Annotated in this window: 23 protein-coding genes; 4 read left to right on the top strand and 19 right to left on the bottom strand. The window is 63.2% G+C overall.

Annotated elements, in window-relative coordinates; translation table 11 throughout:
• Window positions 1–14: 14 nt before the first annotated feature.
• From AC1DZU_RS22620 to AC1DZU_RS22605, 4 genes are all read right to left on the bottom strand, one after another.
• A complete protein-coding gene (locus AC1DZU_RS22620; protein WP_477288502.1) occupies window positions 15–788 on the bottom strand; it encodes an anti-sigma factor family protein in 774 nt (257 codons plus the stop codon).
• Entirely contained in the window at window positions 785–1,318 is a 534-nt protein-coding gene (locus tag AC1DZU_RS22615; RefSeq protein WP_477289232.1) for a sigma-70 family RNA polymerase sigma factor, read from the bottom strand. Before AC1DZU_RS22615 ends, AC1DZU_RS22620 begins: the two co-directional genes overlap by 4 nt.
• A gap of 169 nt (window positions 1,319–1,487) precedes the next feature.
• The gene (gene phnX, locus AC1DZU_RS22610; protein WP_477288500.1) at window positions 1,488–2,303 is read right to left on the bottom strand and encodes a phosphonoacetaldehyde hydrolase; all 816 of its coding nucleotides are present in this window, start codon (window positions 2,301–2,303) and stop codon (window positions 1,488–1,490) included.
• A complete protein-coding gene (locus AC1DZU_RS22605) occupies window positions 2,300–3,457 on the bottom strand; it encodes a TIGR03364 family FAD-dependent oxidoreductase (protein ID WP_477288498.1) in 1,158 nt (385 codons plus the stop codon). The genes phnX and AC1DZU_RS22605 overlap by 4 nt, the downstream gene beginning before the upstream one ends.
• A gap of 201 nt (window positions 3,458–3,658) precedes the next feature.
• On the opposite strand from AC1DZU_RS22605, the gene AC1DZU_RS22600 reads away from it, so the two are divergent.
• Window positions 3,659–4,843 (top strand): amino acid aminotransferase, encoded by a 1,185-nt coding sequence (locus tag AC1DZU_RS22600; protein WP_477288496.1) that lies wholly within the window; start codon window positions 3,659–3,661, stop codon window positions 4,841–4,843.
• 123 nt (window positions 4,844–4,966) lie between these two features.
• Window positions 4,967–5,773, top strand: a complete 807-nt coding sequence (mazG, locus tag AC1DZU_RS22595) for a nucleoside triphosphate pyrophosphohydrolase (protein WP_477289230.1) — start codon at window positions 4,967–4,969, stop codon at window positions 5,771–5,773.
• 6 nt (window positions 5,774–5,779) lie between these two features.
• On the opposite strand, the gene hflX is transcribed toward mazG, so the two are convergent.
• The 8 genes from hflX to dusB form a co-directional block, all read right to left on the bottom strand.
• The gene (hflX, locus tag AC1DZU_RS22590; protein ID WP_477288494.1) at window positions 5,780–7,171 is read right to left on the bottom strand and encodes a GTPase HflX; all 1,392 of its coding nucleotides are present in this window, start codon (window positions 7,169–7,171) and stop codon (window positions 5,780–5,782) included.
• On the bottom strand, window positions 7,172–7,417 hold the full coding sequence (gene hfq / locus AC1DZU_RS22585; protein ID WP_006202172.1) for an RNA chaperone Hfq: 246 nt from the start codon (window positions 7,415–7,417) through the stop codon (window positions 7,172–7,174).
• A gap of 145 nt (window positions 7,418–7,562) precedes the next feature.
• Window positions 7,563–8,426, bottom strand: coding sequence for a D-amino-acid transaminase (locus tag AC1DZU_RS22580; RefSeq protein ID WP_477288492.1), 864 nt, complete (start codon window positions 8,424–8,426; stop codon window positions 7,563–7,565).
• An 87-nt stretch (window positions 8,427–8,513) separates the two neighbouring features.
• On the bottom strand, window positions 8,514–9,875 hold the full coding sequence (gene ntrX, locus AC1DZU_RS22575; protein ID WP_095091615.1) for a nitrogen assimilation response regulator NtrX: 1,362 nt from the start codon (window positions 9,873–9,875) through the stop codon (window positions 8,514–8,516).
• Window positions 9,865–12,150, bottom strand: a complete 2,286-nt coding sequence (locus AC1DZU_RS22570) for a sensor histidine kinase NtrY-like (protein WP_477288490.1) — start codon at window positions 12,148–12,150, stop codon at window positions 9,865–9,867. The genes ntrX and AC1DZU_RS22570 overlap by 11 nt, the downstream gene beginning before the upstream one ends.
• Before the next feature lie 129 nt (window positions 12,151–12,279).
• Window positions 12,280–13,740 (bottom strand): nitrogen regulation protein NR(I), encoded by a 1,461-nt coding sequence (gene ntrC / locus AC1DZU_RS22565; protein ID WP_477288488.1) that lies wholly within the window; start codon window positions 13,738–13,740, stop codon window positions 12,280–12,282.
• Window positions 13,737–14,879 (bottom strand): two-component system sensor histidine kinase NtrB, encoded by a 1,143-nt coding sequence (locus tag AC1DZU_RS22560; protein WP_477288486.1) that lies wholly within the window; start codon window positions 14,877–14,879, stop codon window positions 13,737–13,739. The genes ntrC and AC1DZU_RS22560 overlap by 4 nt, the downstream gene beginning before the upstream one ends.
• Complete coding sequence (dusB, locus tag AC1DZU_RS22555) at window positions 14,876–15,901, bottom strand: tRNA dihydrouridine synthase DusB (protein ID WP_477288484.1); 1,026 nt, start codon at window positions 15,899–15,901, stop codon at window positions 14,876–14,878. The genes AC1DZU_RS22560 and dusB overlap by 4 nt, the downstream gene beginning before the upstream one ends.
• 231 nt (window positions 15,902–16,132) lie before the next feature.
• Here dusB and AC1DZU_RS22550 point away from each other — a divergent pair, with 231 nt between their 5' ends.
• Both AC1DZU_RS22550 and AC1DZU_RS22545 read left to right on the top strand, forming a co-directional pair.
• Window positions 16,133–17,356: a bifunctional 2-C-methyl-D-erythritol 4-phosphate cytidylyltransferase/2-C-methyl-D-erythritol 2,4-cyclodiphosphate synthase gene (locus AC1DZU_RS22550; RefSeq protein WP_477288482.1), complete on the top strand. Its 1,224-nt coding sequence runs from the start codon at window positions 16,133–16,135 to the stop codon at window positions 17,354–17,356.
• Window positions 17,353–17,841, top strand: coding sequence for a CinA family protein (locus tag AC1DZU_RS22545; RefSeq protein WP_477288480.1), 489 nt, complete (start codon window positions 17,353–17,355; stop codon window positions 17,839–17,841). The genes AC1DZU_RS22550 and AC1DZU_RS22545 overlap by 4 nt, the downstream gene beginning before the upstream one ends.
• 65 nt (window positions 17,842–17,906) lie before the next feature.
• Here AC1DZU_RS22545 and AC1DZU_RS22540 read toward each other — a convergent pair whose 3' ends face one another.
• The 7 genes from AC1DZU_RS22540 to AC1DZU_RS22510 all read right to left on the bottom strand — a co-directional run.
• Window positions 17,907–18,365, bottom strand: a complete 459-nt coding sequence (locus tag AC1DZU_RS22540) for a type II toxin-antitoxin system RatA family toxin (protein ID WP_477288478.1) — start codon at window positions 18,363–18,365, stop codon at window positions 17,907–17,909.
• A 114-nt stretch (window positions 18,366–18,479) separates the two neighbouring features.
• Entirely contained in the window at window positions 18,480–19,445 is a 966-nt protein-coding gene (lipA, locus tag AC1DZU_RS22535) for a lipoyl synthase (RefSeq protein ID WP_379025166.1), read from the bottom strand.
• Between the two features lie 138 nt (window positions 19,446–19,583).
• The gene (locus AC1DZU_RS22530; RefSeq protein WP_095091622.1) at window positions 19,584–19,841 is read right to left on the bottom strand and encodes a GlsB/YeaQ/YmgE family stress response membrane protein; all 258 of its coding nucleotides are present in this window, start codon (window positions 19,839–19,841) and stop codon (window positions 19,584–19,586) included.
• A 90-nt stretch (window positions 19,842–19,931) separates the two neighbouring features.
• The gene (lpdA, locus tag AC1DZU_RS22525; RefSeq protein WP_477288476.1) at window positions 19,932–21,377 is read right to left on the bottom strand and encodes a dihydrolipoyl dehydrogenase; all 1,446 of its coding nucleotides are present in this window, start codon (window positions 21,375–21,377) and stop codon (window positions 19,932–19,934) included.
• Between the two features lie 16 nt (window positions 21,378–21,393).
• Window positions 21,394–22,032, bottom strand: a complete 639-nt coding sequence (locus AC1DZU_RS22520) for an SGNH/GDSL hydrolase family protein (RefSeq protein ID WP_477289228.1) — start codon at window positions 22,030–22,032, stop codon at window positions 21,394–21,396.
• Window positions 22,029–22,451 (bottom strand): hypothetical protein, encoded by a 423-nt coding sequence (locus AC1DZU_RS22515; protein ID WP_477288474.1) that lies wholly within the window; start codon window positions 22,449–22,451, stop codon window positions 22,029–22,031. Before AC1DZU_RS22515 ends, AC1DZU_RS22520 begins: the two co-directional genes overlap by 4 nt.
• A 14-nt stretch (window positions 22,452–22,465) precedes the next feature.
• Window positions 22,466–22,937, bottom strand: a 472-nt coding sequence (locus AC1DZU_RS22510) for a 2-oxo acid dehydrogenase subunit E2 (protein ID WP_477288472.1), incomplete at its 5' end; no start/stop codon positions are given.

The following is a 22,937-nucleotide window of genomic DNA, read 5'->3' as shown; positions in this document are numbered from 1 at the left end:
CCTTTGTGGATCGGTCAGTAAAGCGTTTTGGCGAGTGTCTCGGCGGCGCGGTCGAGGTTGTGGACCTCGCTTCGTCCGACCACCGCATAGGCAACCTCGCCAATCTGGAAATAGGCCGATGAGATGTCGCCCGAAGGCGCGACGGTCGGCTTGACGACGTCGAAGGTGCCCGGCCGGATCGCAAACAGCGAAACCAGGCCCATCTCCTTCGTCTCGACAGCCATCTCGACGCTCGGGCCGAAGCGCGACGGATAGATCTGCACGTCGCGCACCTTCCAGTCCTTGGGCAGCGACGGCATGACGATGGCGGTTGCGGCGCGGATCTCGCCGGCATTGTAGTTGGGCGCTTCCGGCTGCGACGGCATGGTCTCGCGCACCAGCGTCGTTCTATGGGCGCGCACCGCCTCGTCGACATAGGCGGGCGGCTGCGGCGAGGCGACGACCTTGGTCACCGACATCGGCCCGATGATGCCGTTTGCCAGCCAGCCGGCGGCGACGAAGGCGGCCACTGCCGCCGCGCGCTGCAGCACGCCGAAGATGCGACCGCGGGAAAGCCCCCTCTCCAACCGCCGCGCGGCATCGGCCGTCGCCGGCCGCGCCATGCCCCCGGACCCGGCAAGCGCCACGCGCAGTTCGTCGCGAGTCCGCAGATCCGACATCACGCGCGCCGCCGCCTCCGGACGGGTGGACAAAAACGCCTCGACCTCGATGCGGCGGGTGACATCGAGCTGGTCGTCGACATAGGCGTCGAGGTCGGCATCGGCCACGGGATCGACAGTTCCAGTCATGACGGTCCTCCAACGATCCTGAGGTGGTTTTTCGTCTTCGAGGGCGCCGCGTCCTCCGTCTCGCGCAGTGCGGCGCGCGCCCTGCCGATGCGCGACATCAGCGTTCCCAGCGGCACGCCACTGGCATCGGCCGCCTGTTGATAGGAAAGCCCTTCGATGGCGACGAGATGCAGGGCCGAGCGCTGTTCTTGCGGCAGGCTGAAGAAGGCTTGGCGCACCTGCGCCAGGCGCACGGAGTGTTCCTGCGGCGCCGGTGTGGTGCCATCGGCAAGATATCCGGCCTGTTCGAGGCGAGCGGCTTCGGATTTGCGGGAGCGCATCTTGTCGATGAATGTGTTGTGCACGATCGACAGCAGCCATGCGCGCAAATTACCGCTAGATCGGAAAGTGGCGCGCCGTTCATACGCCCGCACCAGCGCGTCATGCACGAGATCCTCAGCGTCCGTGCTGTCACGTGTCAGCGAGCGCGCGTAGCGGCGCAGCGACCCGAGCTGCCCTATGATGTCAAAACGCGGCATCGACCGTTTCATGTCTTGTTTACGGAGCATCTGGGGATTTTAATCCCAGCCGCGCATTTTTTTCGCGTATCGCTGGAGGACATCGTTCGCAACCGTCCTCGCCTCGCCGGCAAAACCGGGCAATCCCCGCGATACCGGCGCAGAGTGCTGCAAAGCAGGTGGCACTCGGCCGAGTGAGCGATCAGGGCCTTTCGCCGCGCCGCAGCTTGCCTTCAATGGCGGCAATCACGGGCAGCAGATCGGCGACGCCGTTGACAACGAAATGCGCGCCGGCGGCCGTGAGCTTGGCCGATGCCTCGGCCCGTTTCATCCTGAACACATCCGCAGCCATAGTCTGAGTCTCCGCCAGCGTGTGACCAAAGACATTGCCGGTCACCGCCACGCCGACGGCCCAGGCGCCCGCATTGATCCCCTCGCCGATACCGACCTCGGTGTCATCGACCTTGACACACAGCCACGGCGGATAGACGCCGAGTTCGGTCAGCGCTTTCCAGAGCATGAACGGCGTCGGCCTGCCGTCGGGCGTATCGCCGGTGCAGACCAGGCAATCCGGCGAAAAGCCCTGCGCGGCGGCAACCGGCAGTATCTCCGCCATGATGTCGCGCGTATAGCCAGTTGTCGTGCCGATCTTGAGGCCGCGCTTCCGCAGCGCCTTGACCACGTCGACAACACCGGGAATGACATCCGAGAACCGCGCCGCCACAGCCCGGTTCTTCGGCACGAATACCTGATAGATGGCGTCGATGTCGGCATTCGTCGGCGCATGACCGTGCTGCTCCGTCCATGCGGCGGCGATCCTGGGCTGTGCCAGCAGTGCTGCGATGTGCGGGCGCTTGGCCATTCCCATCGGTCCCCTCGCCTCATCGACGCTGATCGCCACGCCGAATTCGGCGAAGGCCTCGACAAAGACACCCATCGGCGCCAGCGAACCGTGATCGACAACGGTGCCGGCCCAGTCGAGGACGACGGCGCGAAGCAAACCGTGAGTGGGCATCATGCGATCTTCCTGGCGTCGGCCGTGGTTGAACCGAAAAACTCGTCGACCACCTCATCGGCGATCGCGAACGAGGTGCTGGCGCCGGTACCGCTGGTGATCATGACCAGCCGCACGCCCTCCCGCGGCGCGTCGGCGAACATTGTTTGGCCGGTTGCTGAGGCATAGATGCCGGTCCAGCGTTCCAGCACGGGCGGCGGCGGGCCACCAAAGACGGCGCTGAACTCCTCAAGGATGAGGTCGTCGACACGCCCCGAGGCGAACGGATCGGGCGTTGTCGCATAGTGGTGTGAATCGCCCACCACGAGCGTGCCATCGGCACTCTGGACGACGATCAGATGCACGCCATTGTCGAGCGCGTCGCCTTGCTCCACTTCCAGCCGGCTTCGCAAAGCGGCGGCTTCTGGCAAAGCGGCGTAACCGCTGTAACGCGCCAGCCCAAGATCCGACATCACCGCTGCCGGCAACCGGAAGCCGGGATCGGCAAGGCGCATCATCTGCAATTTGCAGCGGGTGACGCCGTATCGCGCGATGTGATCGGGGTAAAGCGTGGCCAGATCGTCGCCCGGGCAGACGATCACCTTGTCGGCGAAAACCGGGCCCCGGCTGGTCTCGATATCGGGCGGCTCGATCGAGCGTACCGCCGTCTCGCGCCGGAATTGGACGCCATGCTTTTCGGCGAGGAAGGTTGCCAGCTGCGGGATGGCCTGGCGCGACTCGACACGCACATCGTGCGGGCTCCACAGGCCGCCGGCAAAATTCCGGCCCGCCAGTTCTGGATGGTCGCGGCGAAGCACATCGGGTTCGAGCAGCAGGCAACCCTCGCCCATCTCGGTTCGAAGAAACGCCTCGACCACCGAGAGCGCTTCCGGACGGCGCGCGACGACGACCAAGCCGCGCTGGATGACTTTGATGCCGGCGGGCGCGGCCAGTTCCAGCCAGATGTCGCGAGATCGCATGGCACGGCGCCATACCTGGCCGCGTTCCTGACCACTGACCGTAACAAAGCCAAAATTACGCACCGAAGCGCCGTTGGCCTGAGCGTCGCGGTCTATGACGACGACGCTGAGACCGCGACGGACGGCGGCGAGCGCATGGGCGAGACCGACAATGCCGGCGCCAACGATGGCGAGGTCGAATTTTTCTTGCCGGCTCATCGTTATCTCACACCGTCATTCTCAGGCTTCGTGCTGGAAAGGCTATTCAGACTACGCCGATGTGACAGTAGCGTGTAGGTCCTGATGGCCTTGCCGTCTCGGACAACGTCCATGCACAGCCACGCCGAGGCGGCAGGAAAAGCTCTGGCGAAATACGTTCGATTTGCGTATCACTCCGCCGCGTCAACGGAACCTTTGCCAATGTTCGAAGATCTGCAGCCCGCCCCCGCCGACAAGATCCTTGCCCTGATCGGCCTCTATCGCGCCGATCCGCGTCCCGACAAGGTCGATCTCGGTGTCGGCGTCTACAAGGATCGCGATGGCAAGACGCCGGTCATGCGCGCTGTGCGCGAGGCCGAAAAGCGCCTGCTGCAGGGCCAGGACACCAAGACCTATCTCGGCCTGGCCGGCGATGTCGGCTTCAATGCGGTGATGGCCAAGCTTGCCTTCGGTCCAGGCGCTGACATGACGCGCATCCGCGCCGCACAGGCGCCGGGCGGCTCCGGCGCACTGCGGCTGGTGGCGGAATTGCTGAAGCGGACGCGTTCGGACGCGACGGTCTGGCTTTCGGACCCGACCTGGCCGAACCACATGCCGGTGATGCGCGCCGCTGGCCTGCAGATCCGCGAATACCCCTATTTCGATGCTGCTTCGGGTGCCGTTCGCTTCGACGACATGCTGGCAGCGCTCCGGACGTCAAACAGTGGTGACGTGGTGCTGCTGCATGGCTGCTGCCACAACCCGACCGGCGCCAACCTCGACAGCGCGCAATGGGCCGCCGTTGTCGATCTGGTGGTCGAGCGCGGCCTGCTGCCGTTTGTCGACATCGCCTATCAGGGCTTTGGCGATGGCCTTGAGGCCGATGCTCTCGGCTTGCGCCTGCTGGCCGCGAAGGTTCCGGAAATGGTCGTCGCCTCGAGCTGCTCGAAGAACTTCGCCGTCTACCGCGACCGCGTCGGCGCTGCGATGATCCTGGCCAAGGACGGCGCCCAAGCCGATCTGGCGATGGGTCAAATGCTATCGGCGGCGCGCGCTATGTATTCGATGCCGCCGGATCACGGTGCTGCCGCTGTGCGCATCGTGCTGGAAGACGCCGCGTTGCGCGCGGACTGGGAGGCCGAACTCGAGGAGATGCGGCTGCGCATGCTCAGGCTTCGGGTCCAGTTCGCCGAGGCGCTGCGCCGGCAGTCCAATTCCGACCGTTTCGATTTCGTCGCCAGCCACCGGGGCATGTTCTCCCGCCTTGGCCTCACGGAGGCGCAAGTCGAGCGGCTGCGCGCCGAGCATGGCATCTACATGGTCGGCGACAGCCGTATCAACGTCGCCGGTCTGCCCGAGGACGGGATGGACGAACTGGCCAAGGCGATCGTTTCCGTCCTTGATTGACAGGCTGGGTACCCAGCACCTGTGGACAAGGCCCCCTCGCCGGCCGACAGCGTTGGCTGGGCGAGCGGCCGCGCGATAGCATTGGTCGCATGACGCCATCGAAAGACATTTCACGCGAAAGACATTTCACGCCTGATCGAGATCATGGCGGCGCTGCGAGCGCCGAAAACCGGTTGTCCGTGGGACATCGAGCAGGATTTCTCGACTATCGCGCCCTATACGATCGAGGAGGCATATGAGGTGGCGGACGCCATCGCGCGCGGTGACCTCGACGATCTGCGCGACGAACTCGGCGACCTTCTGCTGCAGGTGGTCTACCACGCGCAAATGGCCGAGGAGGCCGGCGAATTCGCCTTCGGCGATGTGGTCCGGGCCATCACGACGAAGATGATCCGTCGCCATCCGCATGTCTTCGGCGACGAGGAGGCCCGCAGCGCCGGCATGGCCAAGGGCATGTGGGAAAAGATCAAGGCCGAGGAAAAGGCGGAAAAACGAGGCGCCCGCCTCGCCCGCGGTCTCGACCCCGAGGACAATGGCAAGGGGTTTCTGGACAGTGTTCCGGTCAACCTGCCCGCGCTGACGCGAGCGCTGAAACTGCAGGAGAAGGCCGCCCGCGTCGGCTTCGACTGGAGCGAGGCAGCGCCTATCCTCGACAAGATCGAGGAAGAGATTGGCGAGTTGCGCGAGGCGCTGGCCAAGGGCGACACCGCATCGATCAAGGACGAGTTCGGCGACATGCTGTTTGCCCTCGTCAATCTCGGCAGGCACCTCAAGCTCGATTCGGAAGCCGCGCTGAGCGGCACCAATGAGAAGTTCCGCTCACGCTTCCACTATGTCGAGCAGGCGCTGGAGAAATCCGGCAACACGCTGGACAAGGCGAGCCTGGCCGAGATGGAAGCGCTCTGGCAGGAAGCAAAAACCGTTAAGTAAGCGACGTTACCCTTTGGTTTTGGCGCGCAATCTGCTTTCGATCTCTTCGCGGGCGCTTTGCGTCGCCTTGAGCGAGATGGTGGCGCTGCCGTTGTCATTGTCGGTTCGCGAAACGACGTCGCCGTTGCGGTAAAGCCAGTCGACAAGACCGAACTGTGCCGGCTCGATCGTCACCGTCAGGTCCTCGAGTTCGCCCGCCATGCGCGTTTCGATGATCGCCTTAAGCGCATCGATGCCCTCGCCGGTCACCGCCGACACAGCAACCGGCGGCGCCTTGCTGGCGTCGGCGCCGTCGGCTAGCAGCCGGTTCCTGTTGCCTTCGTCGAGCCTGTCGATCTTGTTCCACACTTCGATGACCCGCTTGGCGTCGCCGGCATCGACACCGAGATCGGCGAGGATGCGCTCGACATCCTCGGCCTGCGCGGCTGTGTCGGGATCGGAAATGTCGCGCAGGTGGATGACGAGGTCGGCCTCGACCACCTCTTCCAGGGTGGCGCGGAAAGCGGCGATCAGATGCGTCGGCAGGTCCGAGATGAAGCCGACCGTGTCCGAAAGGATGATCGGCGTCCCATGCGGCAGGCGCACGCGGCGCAGCGTCGGGTCGAGCGTGGCGAACAGCATGTCCTGAGCCAGCACGCCGGCTCCGGTCAGCCTGTTGAACAAGGTCGACTTGCCGGCATTGGTGTAGCCAACGATGGCAACCACCGGAAACGGAACCTTCTTGCGCTTGGTGCGGTGCAGGTCGCGGGTGCGGCGCACGGTTTCCAGTTCGTGCTTCAGCTTGATGATCTTGTCCTGAAGCACGCGCCGGTCCGATTCGATCTGCGTTTCACCGGGACCACCGAGGAAGCCGGCGCCGCCGCGCTGGCGCTCGAGGTGGGTCCAGCTGCGCACAAGACGGCCCTTCTGGTAATTGAGATGGGCAAGCTCGACCTGCAGCGTGCCTTCCTTGGTGCGCGCGCGCTCGCCAAAGATCTCAAGGATCAGCCCGGTGCGGTCCAGCACCTTGGCATTCAGTTCCTTTTCGAGATTTCGCTGCTGCACCGGCGTCAGCGGATGGTCGACGATGACCACTTCCGCATGACCCTCTTTGACGATTTCGGCGAACTCGGCGACTTTGCCGCTGCCGAGCAACGTCGCCGGGCGCGGATCGTTGACGGTCACCACCGCCGTGTGGATCAGGTCAAGGTTGATGGCCCGGGCAAGGCCGACGGCCTCGTCATGACGAGCGTCAGCTGAACGCGTCAGCCGCGGACGGTTGGTGTCGTCGTCGCCGCGCGGCTGGCGGGTCAGCACCGGCACGATGACAACCGCCCGGGTCGGGCCCTTGGCTTCCGTCCCGGGTTGATGTGCTGGTTTTCCGCGAACTGGTGCGTCCGCGTCTTTCTCACGTGCCAATCAGGCGCCCTGGCTTTCCTCGCCATCGAACATCTGAACCGGCTGGCTCGGCATGATCGTGGAAATGGCGTGCTTGTAAACGAGCTGGGAATGACCGTCGCGGCGCAGCAGGACACAGAAATTGTCGAACGAAGTGACCACGCCGGTCAGCTTCACGCCGTTGATAAGGAAGATGGTGAGCGGGTTCTTGCTCTTGCGAACTGAATTCAGGAACAGGTCCTGAAGGTTTTGCGATCGTTCCGCCATTGTTCTTGTCTTTCGCCGATCCCCTTCGGTTTGCAAGCCAATGCGCCAAATTAACGGGCACATGTCAAGCGCGCAAACACCCTCTTGTCGTCAGTAACGACAAGCAGAACGAGATAAATTGATGTTCATTCCACCTGTGCGGTTATCAGGCTGGACTTTTTTCCGCAATGTCAAAAAAGGCCTGACGCAAGGAAAGTGTTACTGAGCCGGGGTGTCCATTGGCAACCGGATCGCCGTCGATGGCCACCACCGGCATGGCAATTGTCGTTGCGGAACTGATGAACGCCTCACGCGCTGCCTTGGCCTCGGCGACGGAAAAACCACGTTCCTCGATCTTCAAGCCGAGGCTGGCCGCCACCTCGAACATGGTCGTGCGGGTGATGCCGCGCAGGATGCCATGCTCGGCCGGCCTGGTGACCAGAACGCCATCCCTGGTGACGATCCAGGCGTTCGACGAGCCGCCTTCCTTGACCATGCCGTCGCTGTCGACGAACCATGCCTCCTGCGCGCCCGCTTCCTTGGCCTTCTGCTTGGCCAGCACGTTAGGCAGCAGTCCGACGCTCTTGATATCGACCCGGTCCCAGCGATTCTCCGGCACGGTGATGACCGCAATACCGGTTTCAGCCCGCTTTGCTCCGGCGGCAGGATCGGCTTTCCTGGCTGTGACCACCAGGGACGGCCTGGTGTCCGCAGACGGGAAGACAAAATCGCGGCTGGCGACACCGCGCGTGACCTGGACATAGACCAGGCCGTTGGCGACGTGATTGCGGTTGATCACTTCGCGCAGGATGAGCGGCAGGACACCGCGCGTGACCGGCCAGGCGATCGACAATTCGGTCAGCGAACGGTTCAAACGGGCCAGATGGCGCGGCATATCGACGATAAAGCCACGCGCCACCTCGCAGACCTCATAGACACCATCGGCGAACTGATAGCCGCGATCCTCGATATGCACGGAAGCGTCCGCGTGAGCGACGTAGCGCCCGTTGACATAGGCAATGCGCGGCATTGGCGACCCCTGGATAATTCTCGGGCTTTCTTATGCGATTCCGCCGCTGCCGTAACCGGCAAATGGTTAGCCCAAGCGCGGCGGCGGTCAGACGCCCAGCGACTTCAGCTTGCGGTGCAAAGCGGAGCGCTCCATGCCGATGAACTCGGCGGTTTTCGAGATGTTGCCGCCAAAGCGGTTGATCTGGGCGATCAGATAGTCCTTCTCGAACTGTTCGCGCGCCTCGCGCAGCGGCAGCGCCATGATGTGCTGGTCGGATTGATTCGGCGTGCGCGGCATGACATCGCCGATCTCGGACGGCAACAGGTCGGCGGTGATCGGCGCATCGACGTCATCGCCGCGCGCCAGGATCATCAGGCGCTCGACATTGTTGCGCAGTTGGCGGACGTTGCCCGGCCAGTTGTGCGCCTGCAGCACGGCCAGCGCGTCATCGCCGATGCGGCGCGGCTTGATGCCGGCCTGACGGGCGATCTGCTTCATGAAATTATCGACGAGGTAGGGAATGTCCTCGCGCCGCTCGGCCAGTCCCGGCACCATGACCGGAACCACCGCCAGGCGATGATAAAGATCCTCGCGGAAACGCCCGTCGGCAATCATCGCTTCGAGGTTCTGCGAGGTCGAGGAAATGATGCGGACATCGACCTTGACCCGTTTGGTGCCGCCTACCCGCTCGAACTGCTGCTCGACCAGCACGCGCAGGATCTTGTTCTGCGTCTCGCGCGGCATGTCGGCCACTTCGTCGATGTACAGGATGCCGCGATGGGCCTCCTCGAGCGCGCCGACCTTGCGCTCGACACCGTTCGATTCGGTGCCGAACAGCTCGATCTCCATGCGCTCGGGCGTGATGTTGGCGGCGCTCAATGTCACGAACGGCGCGCCCTTGCGTGCCGACAGCGTGTGGATGGCGCGCGCGGCCAGTTCCTTGCCCGAGCCCGACGGGCCGATGATCATGACGCGGCTGTTGGTCGGCGCGACGCGCTCGATGGTCTGGCGCAGCTGGCTCATCGCCGACGACATGCCGATCAGATCGAAGGTTTCGCCGCTGCGCAGCTTGAGGTCGGAAACCTCGCGCCGCAATTTCGAGGTTTCGAGCGCGCGCTCGGCAATGAGGATCAGCCTGTCGGCCTTGAACGGTTTTTCAATGAAGTCATAGGCGCCGCGACGAATGGCGGAGACTGCGGTTTCGATGTTGCCGTGACCGGAGATCATCACCACCGGCAAGGTCGGGTGCATCGTCTTGATCTCGTCGAGCAGCGCCAGGCCGTCCAGACGCGAGCCCTGCAACCAGATGTCGAGGAAAATCAGCCGCGGCGCCCGGTCGGCGATCGCCGCCAATGCGCTGTCGGCATCGAATGCCGTGCGGGTTTCGTGACCTTCGTCGCTCAGGATGCCTGCGACGAGTTCACGGATGTCTTCCTCGTCATCGACGATGAGAATATCAGACGCCATTACCGACCTTTTCAGTTTCTCGTTCGTTTTCCGTCCTGCTTTCGCCACGCGGAAGCGCGACCGCCACAGGCGGCAAGATGATGCTGATCATCGCGCCGCGCCCGCCGTGGAAATCCGCGGGCGCATCATGAAGTTCCAGCCTGCCACCATGGTCCTCCACGATCTTCTTGACGATAGCGAGACCGAGCCCGGTGCCCTTCTCGCGTGTGGTCATATAGGGCTCGAGCAGCCGTTGGCGATTCTCGCGCGGCAAACCTTTGCCATTGTCGATGACGTCGATGCGAATCGCGCCATTCTGGCGGCCGGCTTGAATCCGGATTATGCCGTGCGAACCATCCTTCTGTTCCAGCCCATCGATCGCTTCGGCGGCGTTCTTGATCACATTGCCGAAAGCCTGCGCCATCAGCCGGCTGTCGAACGTGCCCTTGAGCGGCTCGCTGCCGAATACCCGCTCGAAGGTGATGTCAGCGCGGCTGACCTCTACCAGGAATGAGGCCTCGCGCAGCGATTCGCGCAGGTCGATGGCCTTCATTTCGGGCTTCGGCATGCGCGCGAACGCCGAGAACTCGTCGACCATGCGGCCGATATCCTCGACCTGCCGGATGATGGTGTCGGTGCACTGGTCGAAAACCTCGCGATCCTCGGTGATGACCTTGCCGTAGCGACGCTTGATGCGCTCGGCCGACAGCTGGATCGGCGTCAGCGGGTTCTTGATCTCGTGCGCGATGCGCCGCGCCACGTCGGCCCAGGCGGAGGAGCGCTGCGCCTGAACCAGATCGGTGATGTCGTCGACCGTCACGACATAGGATTTTTCCTCCGCGCCGTCGTCGCCGGCCTCGATGGTGATCTGCACGTTGAAGGTCCGCTCGGCACCGGCACGGTAGAAGGTCACCTGCTCGCGATAGACCGGTTTGCCGGACTTGCGGCCGATCTCGAAGACGCGGCCGACATGCGGCAGCACGGCGGATAGGTTCTGTCCAAGTGCCGCGTTGGCGGATATGGCCAGCATCGCTTCGGCCGAGCGGTTGACGATGGTGACGATGCCATAGGGATCGACGCCGATAACGCCGGCGGTGACACCGGCAAGCACCGCTTCGGAGAAGCGGCGCCGTTCGTCGATCAGGTCCTTGGCGGACAGGATCTCGTTGCGCTGTGATTTCAGTTCGAGAAGCATCTTGTTGAACGTATCGCCGAGCGAGGCGACATCGCCGTCCGATGGCCTGACGGGAACCGCGACGTCGAGATTGCCGGTCGCCACCTCGTCGGCGGCGCCGATGAGCTGGCGGATCGGCCGCACCAGGCGATCGGCAACGGCAATGCCGGTCCAGATCGCGGACAGGATGATGATCAGCGTCAGCGACAGATAGGGCAGCGCGAAGGCCACCTGCGAGGTGCGCCTGTTGTCTTCCAGCCCGCGATATTCGTCGGTGTTGGATCTGACGATCTGGCGCGCCTTGATCACTTCGGGATCGACGAGGCGAATGGTGTAGAGATAGAGCCCATCGATCTCGCGCAGCTTGACGATGGCGCCCATGATGTTGCGCGTTTTCGGCTCGATCAGCACCGGCTTGCCGTCGGAGGCGCTGGCCACGGCGCCTTCCGGCGGCTCGGGCATGGCGAAATCGGTGTCGGTCTTGGCGCTCATGACGAATGAGCCGTCGGGCTTGATCAGCGCTGCATGGGCCAGCGACCGGCCCACGGCTTCCTTGTTCATCAGGTCGAGAAAGCCAGTCCGATCAAGGCCATAGAGCGTCCTTGACGCGTCGAGATCATAGGCCATCGACAGCGTCGTGCCCTGGAGGTTGCGGGCGTTTTCCTGGACATAGGCATCGGCGATCGACAATGACGAATTGACGATCGTCTTGGTGCGGATCTCGAACCAGCGGTCGAGGCCGATGTCGAGCGTGATCGAGGCGATGATCGCCACCATGATGGCGGGAATTGCGGCGACCAGGGCAAACATGGCGACGATGCGCACATGCAGCCGCGAGGCCGCCTTGCCGTGCCGGCGCGCCATCAGGATGCGGTGCACTTCGCGCCCGACCAGCGCGATGAGGAACAGGACGAAGACGGCATTGAGGGCGATCAATGCGAGCGTCGTCGACTCGTTGGGCGTAATCGGCGTGGCGCCGACAAGGATGGTGAACGAGATTGCCGCCGTCAGCAGCGCGCCGCCGACCGCGACCACGCCGGGCAGCGCAAGCAGCCTGCGCCCGTCGCGTGCGCCGGGTTCGCTGAAAAGCGGTTGGTTGAGTGTCGGTGCCTGCGGAGCCATGTCGCCGTCTAGAGCCATCATTGCGTCGGATGTATGCAACGCATTGTGGCGATTATGCAACAAGTGTGACCGAGACGGAAATCTTTCGCGAGATGGTCCCCTGAAAAGAGCCTGCGCTCGGATCAGGGCTCAGGGCTGTCGCGATGATTTGTAGACGTTGACGCCGAGGTCGCGAATTTTCTTGCGCAGCGTGTTGCGGTTCAAGCCCAGCAGTTCGGCGGCCTTGATCTGGTTGCCTCGGGTTGCCGTCATCGAGGCCAGGACCAACGGATATTCGACCTCGGACAGAATGCGCTGGTAGAGACCGGCAGGCGGCAAATCGCTGGCAAACGAGGCGAAATAACGCTGCAGGAAATGCTCGACCGCCTGGCCGATCGACAGGTCGTCGGGAATGAGGTTGCCGCCGCCCGGCACCACCGGGCGCTCGCCGGTCTTGAGCTCCGCCTCGATGATCTCGGCCGAAATCTCGTCCTGCGAATAGAGCGCGGCGAGCCTGCGGACAAGGTTTTCCAGTTCGCGCACATTGCCCGGCCAGGGGTAACGCTTCATCAGTTCGATGCCGCCCGACGAAATGCGCTTGGTCTGCAGGCCCTCCATCTCGCCGAGCTTGAAGAAGTGCCGGACGAGGTCGGGCACGTCCTCGGAGCGCTCGCGCAGCGCCGGCAGCCTGAGCGGCACGACGTTGAGGCGATAGAAAAGATCCTCGCGGAAAAGGCCCTGGTTGATCAGCGTGCGCAGATCCTTGTTGGTGGCGGCGACGATGCGCACATCGGTCTTGATCGGCGTGCGTCCGCCGACGGTCGTGTACTCGCCCTGCTGCAGGACGCGCAGCAGCCGGGTCTGCGCCTCCATCGGCATGTCGCCGATCTCGTCGAGGAACAGCGTGCCGCCTTCGGCCTGTTCGAAGCGACCGGTGGAGCGGTTCTGCGCGCCGGTGAAGGCACCCTTCTCGTGGCCGAACAATTCCGATTCGATCAGGTCACGCGGGATCGCCGCCATGTTGATGGCAACGAACGGGCCGCCACGGCGGCGGCCATATTCATGCAGTGCACGCGCGACCAGTTCCTTGCCGGTGCCGGATTCGCCTGAAATCATCACCGTCAGGTCGGTCTGCATCATGCGCGCCAGCATGCGGTAGATGTCCTGCATGGCAGCCGAGCGGCCGACCAGCGGCATTGCGTCAGGCTGCTCTTCCGGCCGCGCATCGATCTTTGGCCGCCGCGGCTCGGAAAGCGCCCGGTTGACGATGTTGAGCAGCTCGGTCAGGTCGAACGGTTTCGGCAGATATTCATAGGCGCCGGTCTCGGATGCACGGATCGCCGTCATGAAGGTGTTCTGGGCGCTCATGACGATGACGGGCAATTCCGGCCGCGCCTTCTTGATGCGCGGCAGCATGTCGAAGGCGTTTTCGTCCGGCATCACCACATCGGTGATGACCAGATCGCCCTCGCCCGCCGCCACCCAGCGCCACAATGTCGAAGCGTTGGAGGTGACGCGCACGTCGTGACCGACACGCGAAAGCGCCTGGTTGAGGACGGTGCGGATCGCCGCATCGTCGTCGGCGACGAGAATATTGCCGCGAACGGTCATTTGCGGTCTCCTTCGCCGTCTTCATCGGCGCCGTATGGCACTTCTTTCCAGGCCGGCATCAGGATGCGGAATGTGGTCCCGCGCGGCGTCGATTCGCATTCGATGATGCCGCCATGCTCGCCGACGATCTTGGCGACCAACGCCAGCCCCAGCCCCGAGCCGTTCGGCTTGGTGGTGATGAAGGGATCGAACAGGATCGGCAGGATGTCTTCCGAAACGCCGGAGCCATTGTCGCGCACGCAGAACTCCAGCGGCAGCGATACGCGATCCTGCGTGCCCGGAACGGAAACGCGGATGCCCGGCCGGAATGCGGTCGACAGCACGATCTCGCCCTGCGGGTCGCTGCCGATCGCCTCGGCGGCGTTCTTGACCAGGTTGAGGAACACCTGGATGAGCTGGTCGCGGTTGGCAAACACCGGAGGCAATGAAGGATCATAATCCTCCATTATCTTGATTCTCTTGGCAAAACCGTTCTTGGCTATCGCCTTCACATGGTCGAGCACGACATGGATGTTGACGGGGTAGCGATCGATCGGCCGTTCGTCGGAAAACACCTCCATGCGGTCGACCAGCGACACGATGCGGTCCGTCTCGTCGGTGATCAGCCGCGTCAGCGCGCGGTCCTCGTCGGAAGCCGAAAGTTCGAGCAGCTGGGCAGCGCCGCGGATGCCGGAGAGCGGGTTCTTGATCTCGTGGGCAAGCATCGCCGCCAGGCCGGTCACCGAGCGTGCGGCGCCCCGGTGCGTCATCTGCCGGTCGATCTTGTCGGCCATCGACCGTTCCTGGAACATCACCACGACGGAGCCCGGAAATTCCGGCACCGGCGCGACATAGAGATCGACGACCTTCTCGATGCCGAGGCGCGGCGACGACACGTCGACACGGTACTCGTTGACGGGAGCGAGGCGTTCGCGCACCTGATCGACCAGCGTGAGCAGCGGGCTGCCGAAGGGAATGAGTTTCGACAGCGTGTTGCGGGCCAGCATGGTCGCGCTTGAACGGAAGAAGTCCTCGGCATCGGCATTGGCGTAGGTGATGAACCCTTGCTCGCTGATCATGATCACCGGGCGACGGATGGTGTTGAGCACAATCTGGGCAGCGTCCGCCATTTCAACACCCTGGCCAGCGGCGGCGATCATGCGGCGCTCCGCAGGTTCGATGGTTGCGCATCGCGGGAAAACAAATCGCGCAGCAAGGCGATGACGCGGGCGGGCTCGAATGCCGTCAGTATGGCCTTTCGGCTGTCGTCAGCCACGCCGCCGGCATGGCGGTCGAGATACCAGCCAAGATGCTTGCGCGCCTGACGCAGGCCACTTTCGACGCCATAGAGCGCCAGCATGTCCTCGTAGTGGGCCACGACATAGTCGGCCAGCGCCACCCGGTTCTGCGGCGCCTTGGCTGCCTCGCCCGTCGCGGCCGCCGCGATGCTGCCGGCGATCCACGGCGCGCCATAGTGCGCGCGCCCGATCATCACGGCATCGGCACCGGATTGATCGAGAATCGCAGCCGCTTCCGCCGGCGAAGAAACATCGCCATTGGCGACGACCGGGATCGACACGGCTTCCTTGACGCGCGCGATGGCGCGCCAGTCGGCCTTGCCCTGATAGAACTGGCAGCGCGTGCGGCCATGCACCGTCACCATCCTGACGCCGGCCTGTTCGGCGCGGCGCGCCAGCATAGGGGCGTTGAGCGCGCCTTCGTCCCAGCCCAGCCGCATCTTGACCGTGACCGGCACCTTGACCGCGCCAACCACGGCGTCGATCAACGTCAGCGCGTGGTCGAGATCCAGCATCAATGCCGAGCCGGCATAGCCACCGGTGACCTTCTTGGCCGGGCAGCCCATGTTGATGTCGATGATGTCGGCGCCCTCGCCAGCGGCGATGCGCGCGCCTTCGGCCATGTGCGCTGCCTCGCGCCCGGCAAGCTGCACCATATGAACCGGCAGGCCGGAATGACGAATGCGCAGGTCGCAGCCGGCCCTGCCTTTGGCAAGCTCGCCGCTCGCTACCATTTCGGATACGACAAGACCGGCGCCATGCGCGTGGGCCCGCTGCCGGAACGGCTCATCAGTGATGCCCGACATCGGCGCCAGGAACACGCGATTGCGGATTTGCACACCGCCGACGTCGAGCGGCGCGGCCAATTTGGTCAAATCAGGCATGCACAAAAACCAAGCATATTAATTCGTTGCACATTCTCTAGCCAGAACCGTCGCAATGTGCAACGCGGAATGACGTCACATTGAGGCGCAATTGGGAAAATGCTGGACTTCTGAATTGGCGCCAGACGCCCCTTGGAAGGCGCAAAGGACGCCTTGGAAGTTCATATTTGGCGCACGATCTTTTCCGAAAACCGATTACACTTTTCGGGATCGTGCGCTAAGCCAATCTGCATGACTGACGCAAGTGAAAATTCGAGTGACGATGGCAAGGTCGCCGTGGTGATCGTCGCCGCCGGTCGCGGCGCTCGCGCCGGGCAGGCCAACGGACCCAAGCAGTATCAAAGCATTGGCGGCCACGCCGTCATCGCCCACACGATTGAGATTTTCCTGGCCCACCCGCGGACCAGCGAAGTTGTTGTCGCCATTCATGCCGACGACCACGAGTTGTTCCGGCAGGCGGCAGGCGCCAACGCAGAGCGGGTCATCGCCATCATGGGCGGGGCGACCAGGCAGGCTTCGGTGCGGCTCGGACTGCTCGCACTGAGAGGCCACGCACCGGGCCGGGTTCTGATCCACGACGCCGTCCGCCCGTTTGTCGATGCGGAATTGATCGACCGGACCATCGACGCCATCGGCGAGCGCGAGGGCGCGCTGCCCGCCCTGCCCGTCGCCGATACGTTGAAGCGCGAGTCGGCCGCTGGCGTCGTGGGAGAAACCGTTTCCCGCAACGGACTTCACGCCGCGCAGACGCCACAGGGCTTTCCGTTCTGGCCCATTCTTGCCGCGCACGAGAAAGCCCATCACTTGGGAAAAATGGACTTCACCGACGACGCCGCGATCGCCGAATGGGCGCATATTCCTGTAAAGATCGTTCCGGGTTCACCGGACAATGTCAAACTCACCTGGGCACGGGATATTGCAATGGCGGACCAGCGGCTTTCCGGCGAACGTGCGCGCTTCCCCGACATCAGAACCGGCAATGGCTACGACGTCCACGCCTTCGAACCTGGCGACCACGTCACCCTGTGCGGCGTCGCCATCCCGCATGACAAGAAACTCTCGGGCCACTCCGACGCCGATGTCGGCCTGCATGCCTTGACCGATGCGCTGTTGGCGACCTGTGGCGCGGGCGACATCGGCACGCATTTCCCGCCGTCCGATCCGCAATGGAAAGGCGCCGCGTCGTGCATCTTCGTCGAACATGCGGCGAAGTTGGTGCGCGAGCGCGGCGGCCGCATCGCCAACGCCGACATCACGCTGATCTGCGAGGCGCCCCGCGTCGGCCCGCATCGCGAGGCGATGACGGCGGCCCTGTCACAGATGCTGGCAATTTCCCCTGATCGCATCTCGATCAAGGCAACAACCAACGAAAAGCTCGGCTTTGTCGGGCGCGAGGAAGGCATAGCGGCCATAGCCACCGCAAGCGTGGTGTTTCCCGGCGAGGTCCCGGAATGACCAACAACGACCTGGCAAACGCGCTGCTTCAGGCCTGCCAGCAGCGCGGCATCATGCTGGCAACGGCGGAAAGCTGCACGGGCGGCATGATCATCGCCGCGCTCACCGACATTGCCGGCTCGTCCGCCGTGGTCGATCGCGGCTTCATCACCTATTCGAACGAAGCCAAGATGGACATGCTCGGTGTTTCCCCCGCCACGCTTGAGGAGTACGGCGCGGTTTCACGCGAGACGGCAATCGAAATGGCAAAGGGCGCGCTGGCCGGTTCGCGCGCCAAGCTGACGCTGGCGGTCACCGGCATCGCCGGGCCTGGCGGCGGCTCGGTGGAAAAGCCCGTCGGCCTGGTCTGGTTCGGCGTCGGCCTGGACGGCCAGGCCATGACCGCAGAGCGCCAACTGTTTGCCGACAAGGGTCGCGATTTTATCCGCCGTGAAACAGTTGGGCATGCGCTGGAACTGGGACTGCGTGCGCTTGGCCAGCGTTAAAGCGCGACGCGCTTAAAGTATTTGTGCCAGTCGTTGTTTCGCTGCGCACTTTTGGGCGACATGCATCAGGCCGACGGTGCGGCACCGTAGATGACGTCAGCGCGCTTCTCGAAAGCTTCGGCGAACATGCGGAAGGCGCGATCGAACATGGTGCCCATTACCGCGCCCAGAATACGGCTCTTGAACTCATAGTCGATGAAGAAGCGGACAGTACAGCCGCCGCCATCGGGTTCGAAGCGCCAGACATTGCTCAGATATTTGAACGGGCCATCGATGTATTTCACGTCGATGGTGTTCTCGTCGGGTTTCAGCAGCACCTGCGTGGTGAAGGTTTCGCGGATCGCCTTGTAACCGATGCTCATGTCGGCGACGAGAACAGTGCGTCCGTCACGCTCCTTGCGCGAGCGCACCGTCAGCGCTTCGCAAAGCGGCAGGAACTGCGGATAGGTTTCGATATCGGCAACCAGTGCGAACATCTGTTGCGGCGTGTGGGCGACCCGGCGGGTGGCTTCGAATTTCGGCATGAAACCGGCTCTAAAACGCGTTGCGTTGAAACTTATTCATGCGACGCGCTTTGGATTCCTTGTTTTTATGCATGTCGTTCTCCCAAAACCGAGGTCACTTTTGGGCGACATGCATTAGAGCGATTTCTTAAGAAGCGCTTCCCGCGCCGCACGCAGCCTAGCGAAATCGTCGCCGGCGTGGTGCGACGAGCGCGTCAGCGGGCTCGACGCCACCAGCAGAAACCCCTTGGTCCGGCCGATCGTCTCGAAGGACTTGAACTCCTCCGGCGTGACGAAGCGGATCACCGGATGGTGCTTCTTCGACGGCTGCAGATACTGGCCGATGGTCATGAAGTCGACATTGGCCGAGCGCAGGTCGTCCATCAATTGCAGGATTTCGTTCCGCTCTTCGCCCAGACCCACCATGATGCCGGACTTGGTGAAGATCGACGGGTCGAGTTCCTTGACCCGCTGCAACAGCCGGATCGAATGGAAATAGCGAGCGCCCGGACGAACCGTCAGATAGTTCGACGGCACGGTCTCGAGATTGTGGTTGAAGACGTCGGGCTTGGCCGCCACGACGATCTCCAGCGCGCCTTCCTTGCGCAGGAAATCGGGCGTCAGGATCTCGATCGTCGTCAACGGTGTCGCGGCCCTGATGGCGCGGATGACCTCGGCAAAATGCTGCGCACCGCCATCGGCGAGATCGTCGCGGTCGACCGAGGTGATGACGACATGGGTCAGGCCCATCTGCTTGACCGCGTGCGCGACGCGGGCCGGCTCGTCGGGATCGAGTGCGGTCGGGATGCCGGTGGCGACATTGCAGAACGCGCAGGCGCGTGTGCAGATCTCGCCCATGATCATGAAGGTGGCGTGCTTCTTCTCCCAGCACTCGCCGATGTTGGGGCAGCCGGCCTCTTCGCAGACGGTCACCAGCTTGTGCGACTTCACGATCTCGCGGGTCTCGGCATAGCCCTTCGAGACCGGCGCCTTGACGCGGATCCAGTCGGGCTTGCGCAGCACGTCCTGATCGGGCTTGTGGGCCTTTTCCGGATGCCGCAAGCGCGGTGCATTGGCGATCGTATCGAGGACAGTGACCATCTGGAAACCTGGTTTGTTCGCGACCGCCGGTCCGGCGTCCGCTGTCATAACGTCATCTAAGACTTTTCAACTCAAAGCAAAAGGCCGCCACAGTGCATGCCGCAGCAGCCTATTTCGCATAGCAGCGCTTCGGCGATGTTAACGGCGCACCAGGCGTCCGACCCAGATCAGCAGGCAGGCGCCGATAAAGCCGGTGATCAGATAGGCGGTCCAGCCGATGCCAAAGACACCGACGTTGAGCGCCTGCAGGATGGCGTTCAGCACGATCGCGCCGACGATGCCCAGAACAATATTCATGAAGATGCCGGTGTTGCTCTTCATGACCATTTCGGCGAGCCAGCCTGCCAGGCCGCCGATAATGATTGCTGCTATCCAACCGACGCCATTCAAGTGCATATGCGCTCTCCTTGTGTGATGGGTGAAAATGCATCCGCAAACGAACATCCTTGCCGCCGGGTTCCATCGACTACCCGCGCGCCCGATTTATCATGCATTCAGCGCGCGGCCATAGGCGTCGAGCACGCTTTCCTTCATCATCTCCGAGAGCGTCGGATGTGGGAAGATGGTGTGCATCAGTTCTTCCTCGGTCGTCTCCAGGTTCATCGCCACGACAAAGCCCTGGATCAGTTCGGTCACCTCGGCGCCGACCATATGCGCGCCGAGCAGCTGACCTGTCTTCTTGTCGAAGATGGTCTTCACGAAGCCCTGGTCCTCGCCAAGCGCGATGGCCTTGCCGTTGGCGGCGAACTGGAAACGTCCGACTCGGATATCCCAGCCCTCGGCCTTGGCCTTGGCCTCCGTCAGGCCGACGGAAGCGACCTGCGGATTGCAGTAGGTGCAGCCCGGAATCTTGAGCTTGTCGGTGGCATGCACGCCGGGAAAGTTGGCAATCTTTTCGACGCACACCACGCCCTCATGCTCGGCCTTGTGGGCAAGCATCGGCGGGCCGGCGACATCGCCGATGGCATAGATGCCGGGCACATTGGTCTTGCCGTAGCCGTCGACGACGATACAGCCGCGGTCGGTCTTCACGCCGAGCGCCTCAAGCCCAAGGCCCTCGATGTTGCCTTGCACGCCGACGGCCGAGATCATGCGGTCGGCGGTGATCTTCTCGACCTTGCCATCCTTCATCTCGACATGCGCGGTGACCGAGTTCGCACCCTTCTCGACCTTGGTCACCTTGGCTTCGAGGATGATCTTCATGCCTTGCTTCTCGAACTGTTTTTGCGCGAATTTCGAGACTTCGGCGTCCTCGACCGGCATCACCGCCGGCAGCAGTTCGACAACCGTAACTTCGGCGCCCATGGTGCGGTAGAAGGAGGCGAATTCGATGCCGATGGCGCCTGAACCCATGACCAGCAGCGATTTCGGCATCTCCTTCGGCACCATGGCCTCGAAATAGGTCCAGATCAGCTTGCCGTCCGGCTCGATGCCGGGCAGCGCGCGCGGCCGGGCGCCGGTCGCCAGAATGATGTGCTTGGCGGTGTAGGTGCCCTCGCCCTTGACGCCTTTCGGCACCGGCGGCTGCGGCTCCATCGGCGTCTTGGCCGTCTTGGACACGACGATCTCACCCGGTTTCGAGAGCTTGGCCCCGCCCCAGATCACGTCGACCTTGTTCTTCTTCATCAGGAAGGCAACGCCGCCATTCAGCCGCAGTGAGACTTTTCGCGATCGATCGACCACGGCCGACGTGTCGACGCTGACCTTGCCGTCGAGCTTCAGCCCATAATCCTTCAGATGATCCGAATAATGCATGATCTCGGCGGAGCGCAGCAGCGCCTTGGTCGGGATACAGCCCCAGTTGAGGCAGATGCCGCCGAGATGCTCGCGCTCGACGATCGCCGTCTTGAAGCCAAGCTGCGCGGAACGCACCGCCGTGACATAGCCGCCCGGGCCGGAGCCGATGATGATGACGTCGTAGTTCTCAGCCACGGTTTTTCTCCCTGATTCACAATTCCAGCATGCCGCGCACGACCGGCGCTAGAGCCGTGCCGATGTTGCGCGTGTTTTCGGCATCGAGGTGGACGCCGTCGAGCGGTGTACATCTAGCGACGCCCGCTGCATCAAAAAAGCCGCAGCCCATCTCGTTGGCGGCGGTTTGATAAAAGCCTGCGAGCTTGGGCGACTCGATTGCACCGGTTCCCAACATTTCGGCGTAGTCTGCCTTGCGGGTTTCCACGATATGCGGCGGCGCTACCAGAATAATCCTGGGAGCGGCACCGCCGAACGGATAGGCGTGCCCCCGCACGATTTCTACGAGACGTCGCATGCCATAGGACGCTATGACTGCGCTGCCATGAATCGACGGCTTCATGTCGTTGGAGCCAAGCATGATGACGATCAGATCGATCGGCGAATGCGTGCTCAGGATCGTCGGCAATATCCGCGCGCCGTTTCGGTCGGCGCCCGACAAGAAGTCGTCGTAGGCCGTGGTGCGGCCGCCCAGTCCCTCGGCAATGACATGGAAGCTCGGTCCGAGTGCTCTCGCCAGTGTGGTTGGCCACTGGTCTTCAAATTGATGTCGACCCAAAGTCTCCGGGTCGTGTCCCCAGGTCAGCGAATCGCCGTAGCACAGAACTGTCTTCATGCACCCACACCCACCTGTGCCTTGGTCAAACCGCGTCTCACCCGCCAGCGCACGAACAGCCATTGCACAACGACGGTCACCAGCCCCGGCAGGCCAAAGCCGACCACCATGGGAATGTCCTTCTTCACCACCGCGACACCGCTGTCGGCGTAGAGGATCAGCGCGACCAGCAGGGCAAGCAACACCGCAAACACGATCAGCAACCACTTACCCGTCCTGGCCACCGCCGCGACCGGATCCGTCATGAACTGCGCCACGAAGAAGACGAAGGTAACCATGAAGGTCACCAGCACCGAGAACATGAAAACGAGGATGTATTCTTCCTCCGCGCCAGTGGCGATGGCCAACCACTGCGCGACCGACCCGCCGGCCAAACCGGAAAGAATGAAAGCGAAAAGGCTGGTGAAGAATGTCCGCACCGCCCTTTCCCTTCCTAGACCAGCATGCCCATCGGGTTCTCGATCAGGCGTTTGAAGGCGACAAGCAGTTCGGCCCCCAGCGCTCCGTCGACGGCGCGATGGTCGGTCGACAGTGTCACCGACATCACGGTGGCTATTCTGATCTCGCCGTTCTTGACCACCGCCCGCTCCTCACCGGCGCCGACCGCCAGGATCGTCGCATGCGGCGGGTTGATGACGGCGGCAAAGTCCTTGATGCCAAACATGCCAAGGTTCGACACCGCCGTGGTGCCGCCCTGATACTCTTCCGGCTTCAGCTTTCGGCTGCGCGCCCGGCTGGCCAGGTCCTTCATCTCGTTGGAGATTGTGGACAGCGTCTTTTCGTCCGCCTTGCGGATGATCGGCGTGATCAGGCCGCCCGGAATCGACACCGCAACGCCGACATCGGCATGCTTGTGCTTGACCATGGCGCTTTCGGTCCACGACGCATTGGCATCCGGCACCGCC

The sequence above is a fragment of the Mesorhizobium sp. P2_A12 genome (assembly GCF_056405075.1).
The sequence above is the reverse complement of the archived record's forward strand: the minus strand, read 5'-3'. Positions and strand labels throughout refer to the sequence as shown.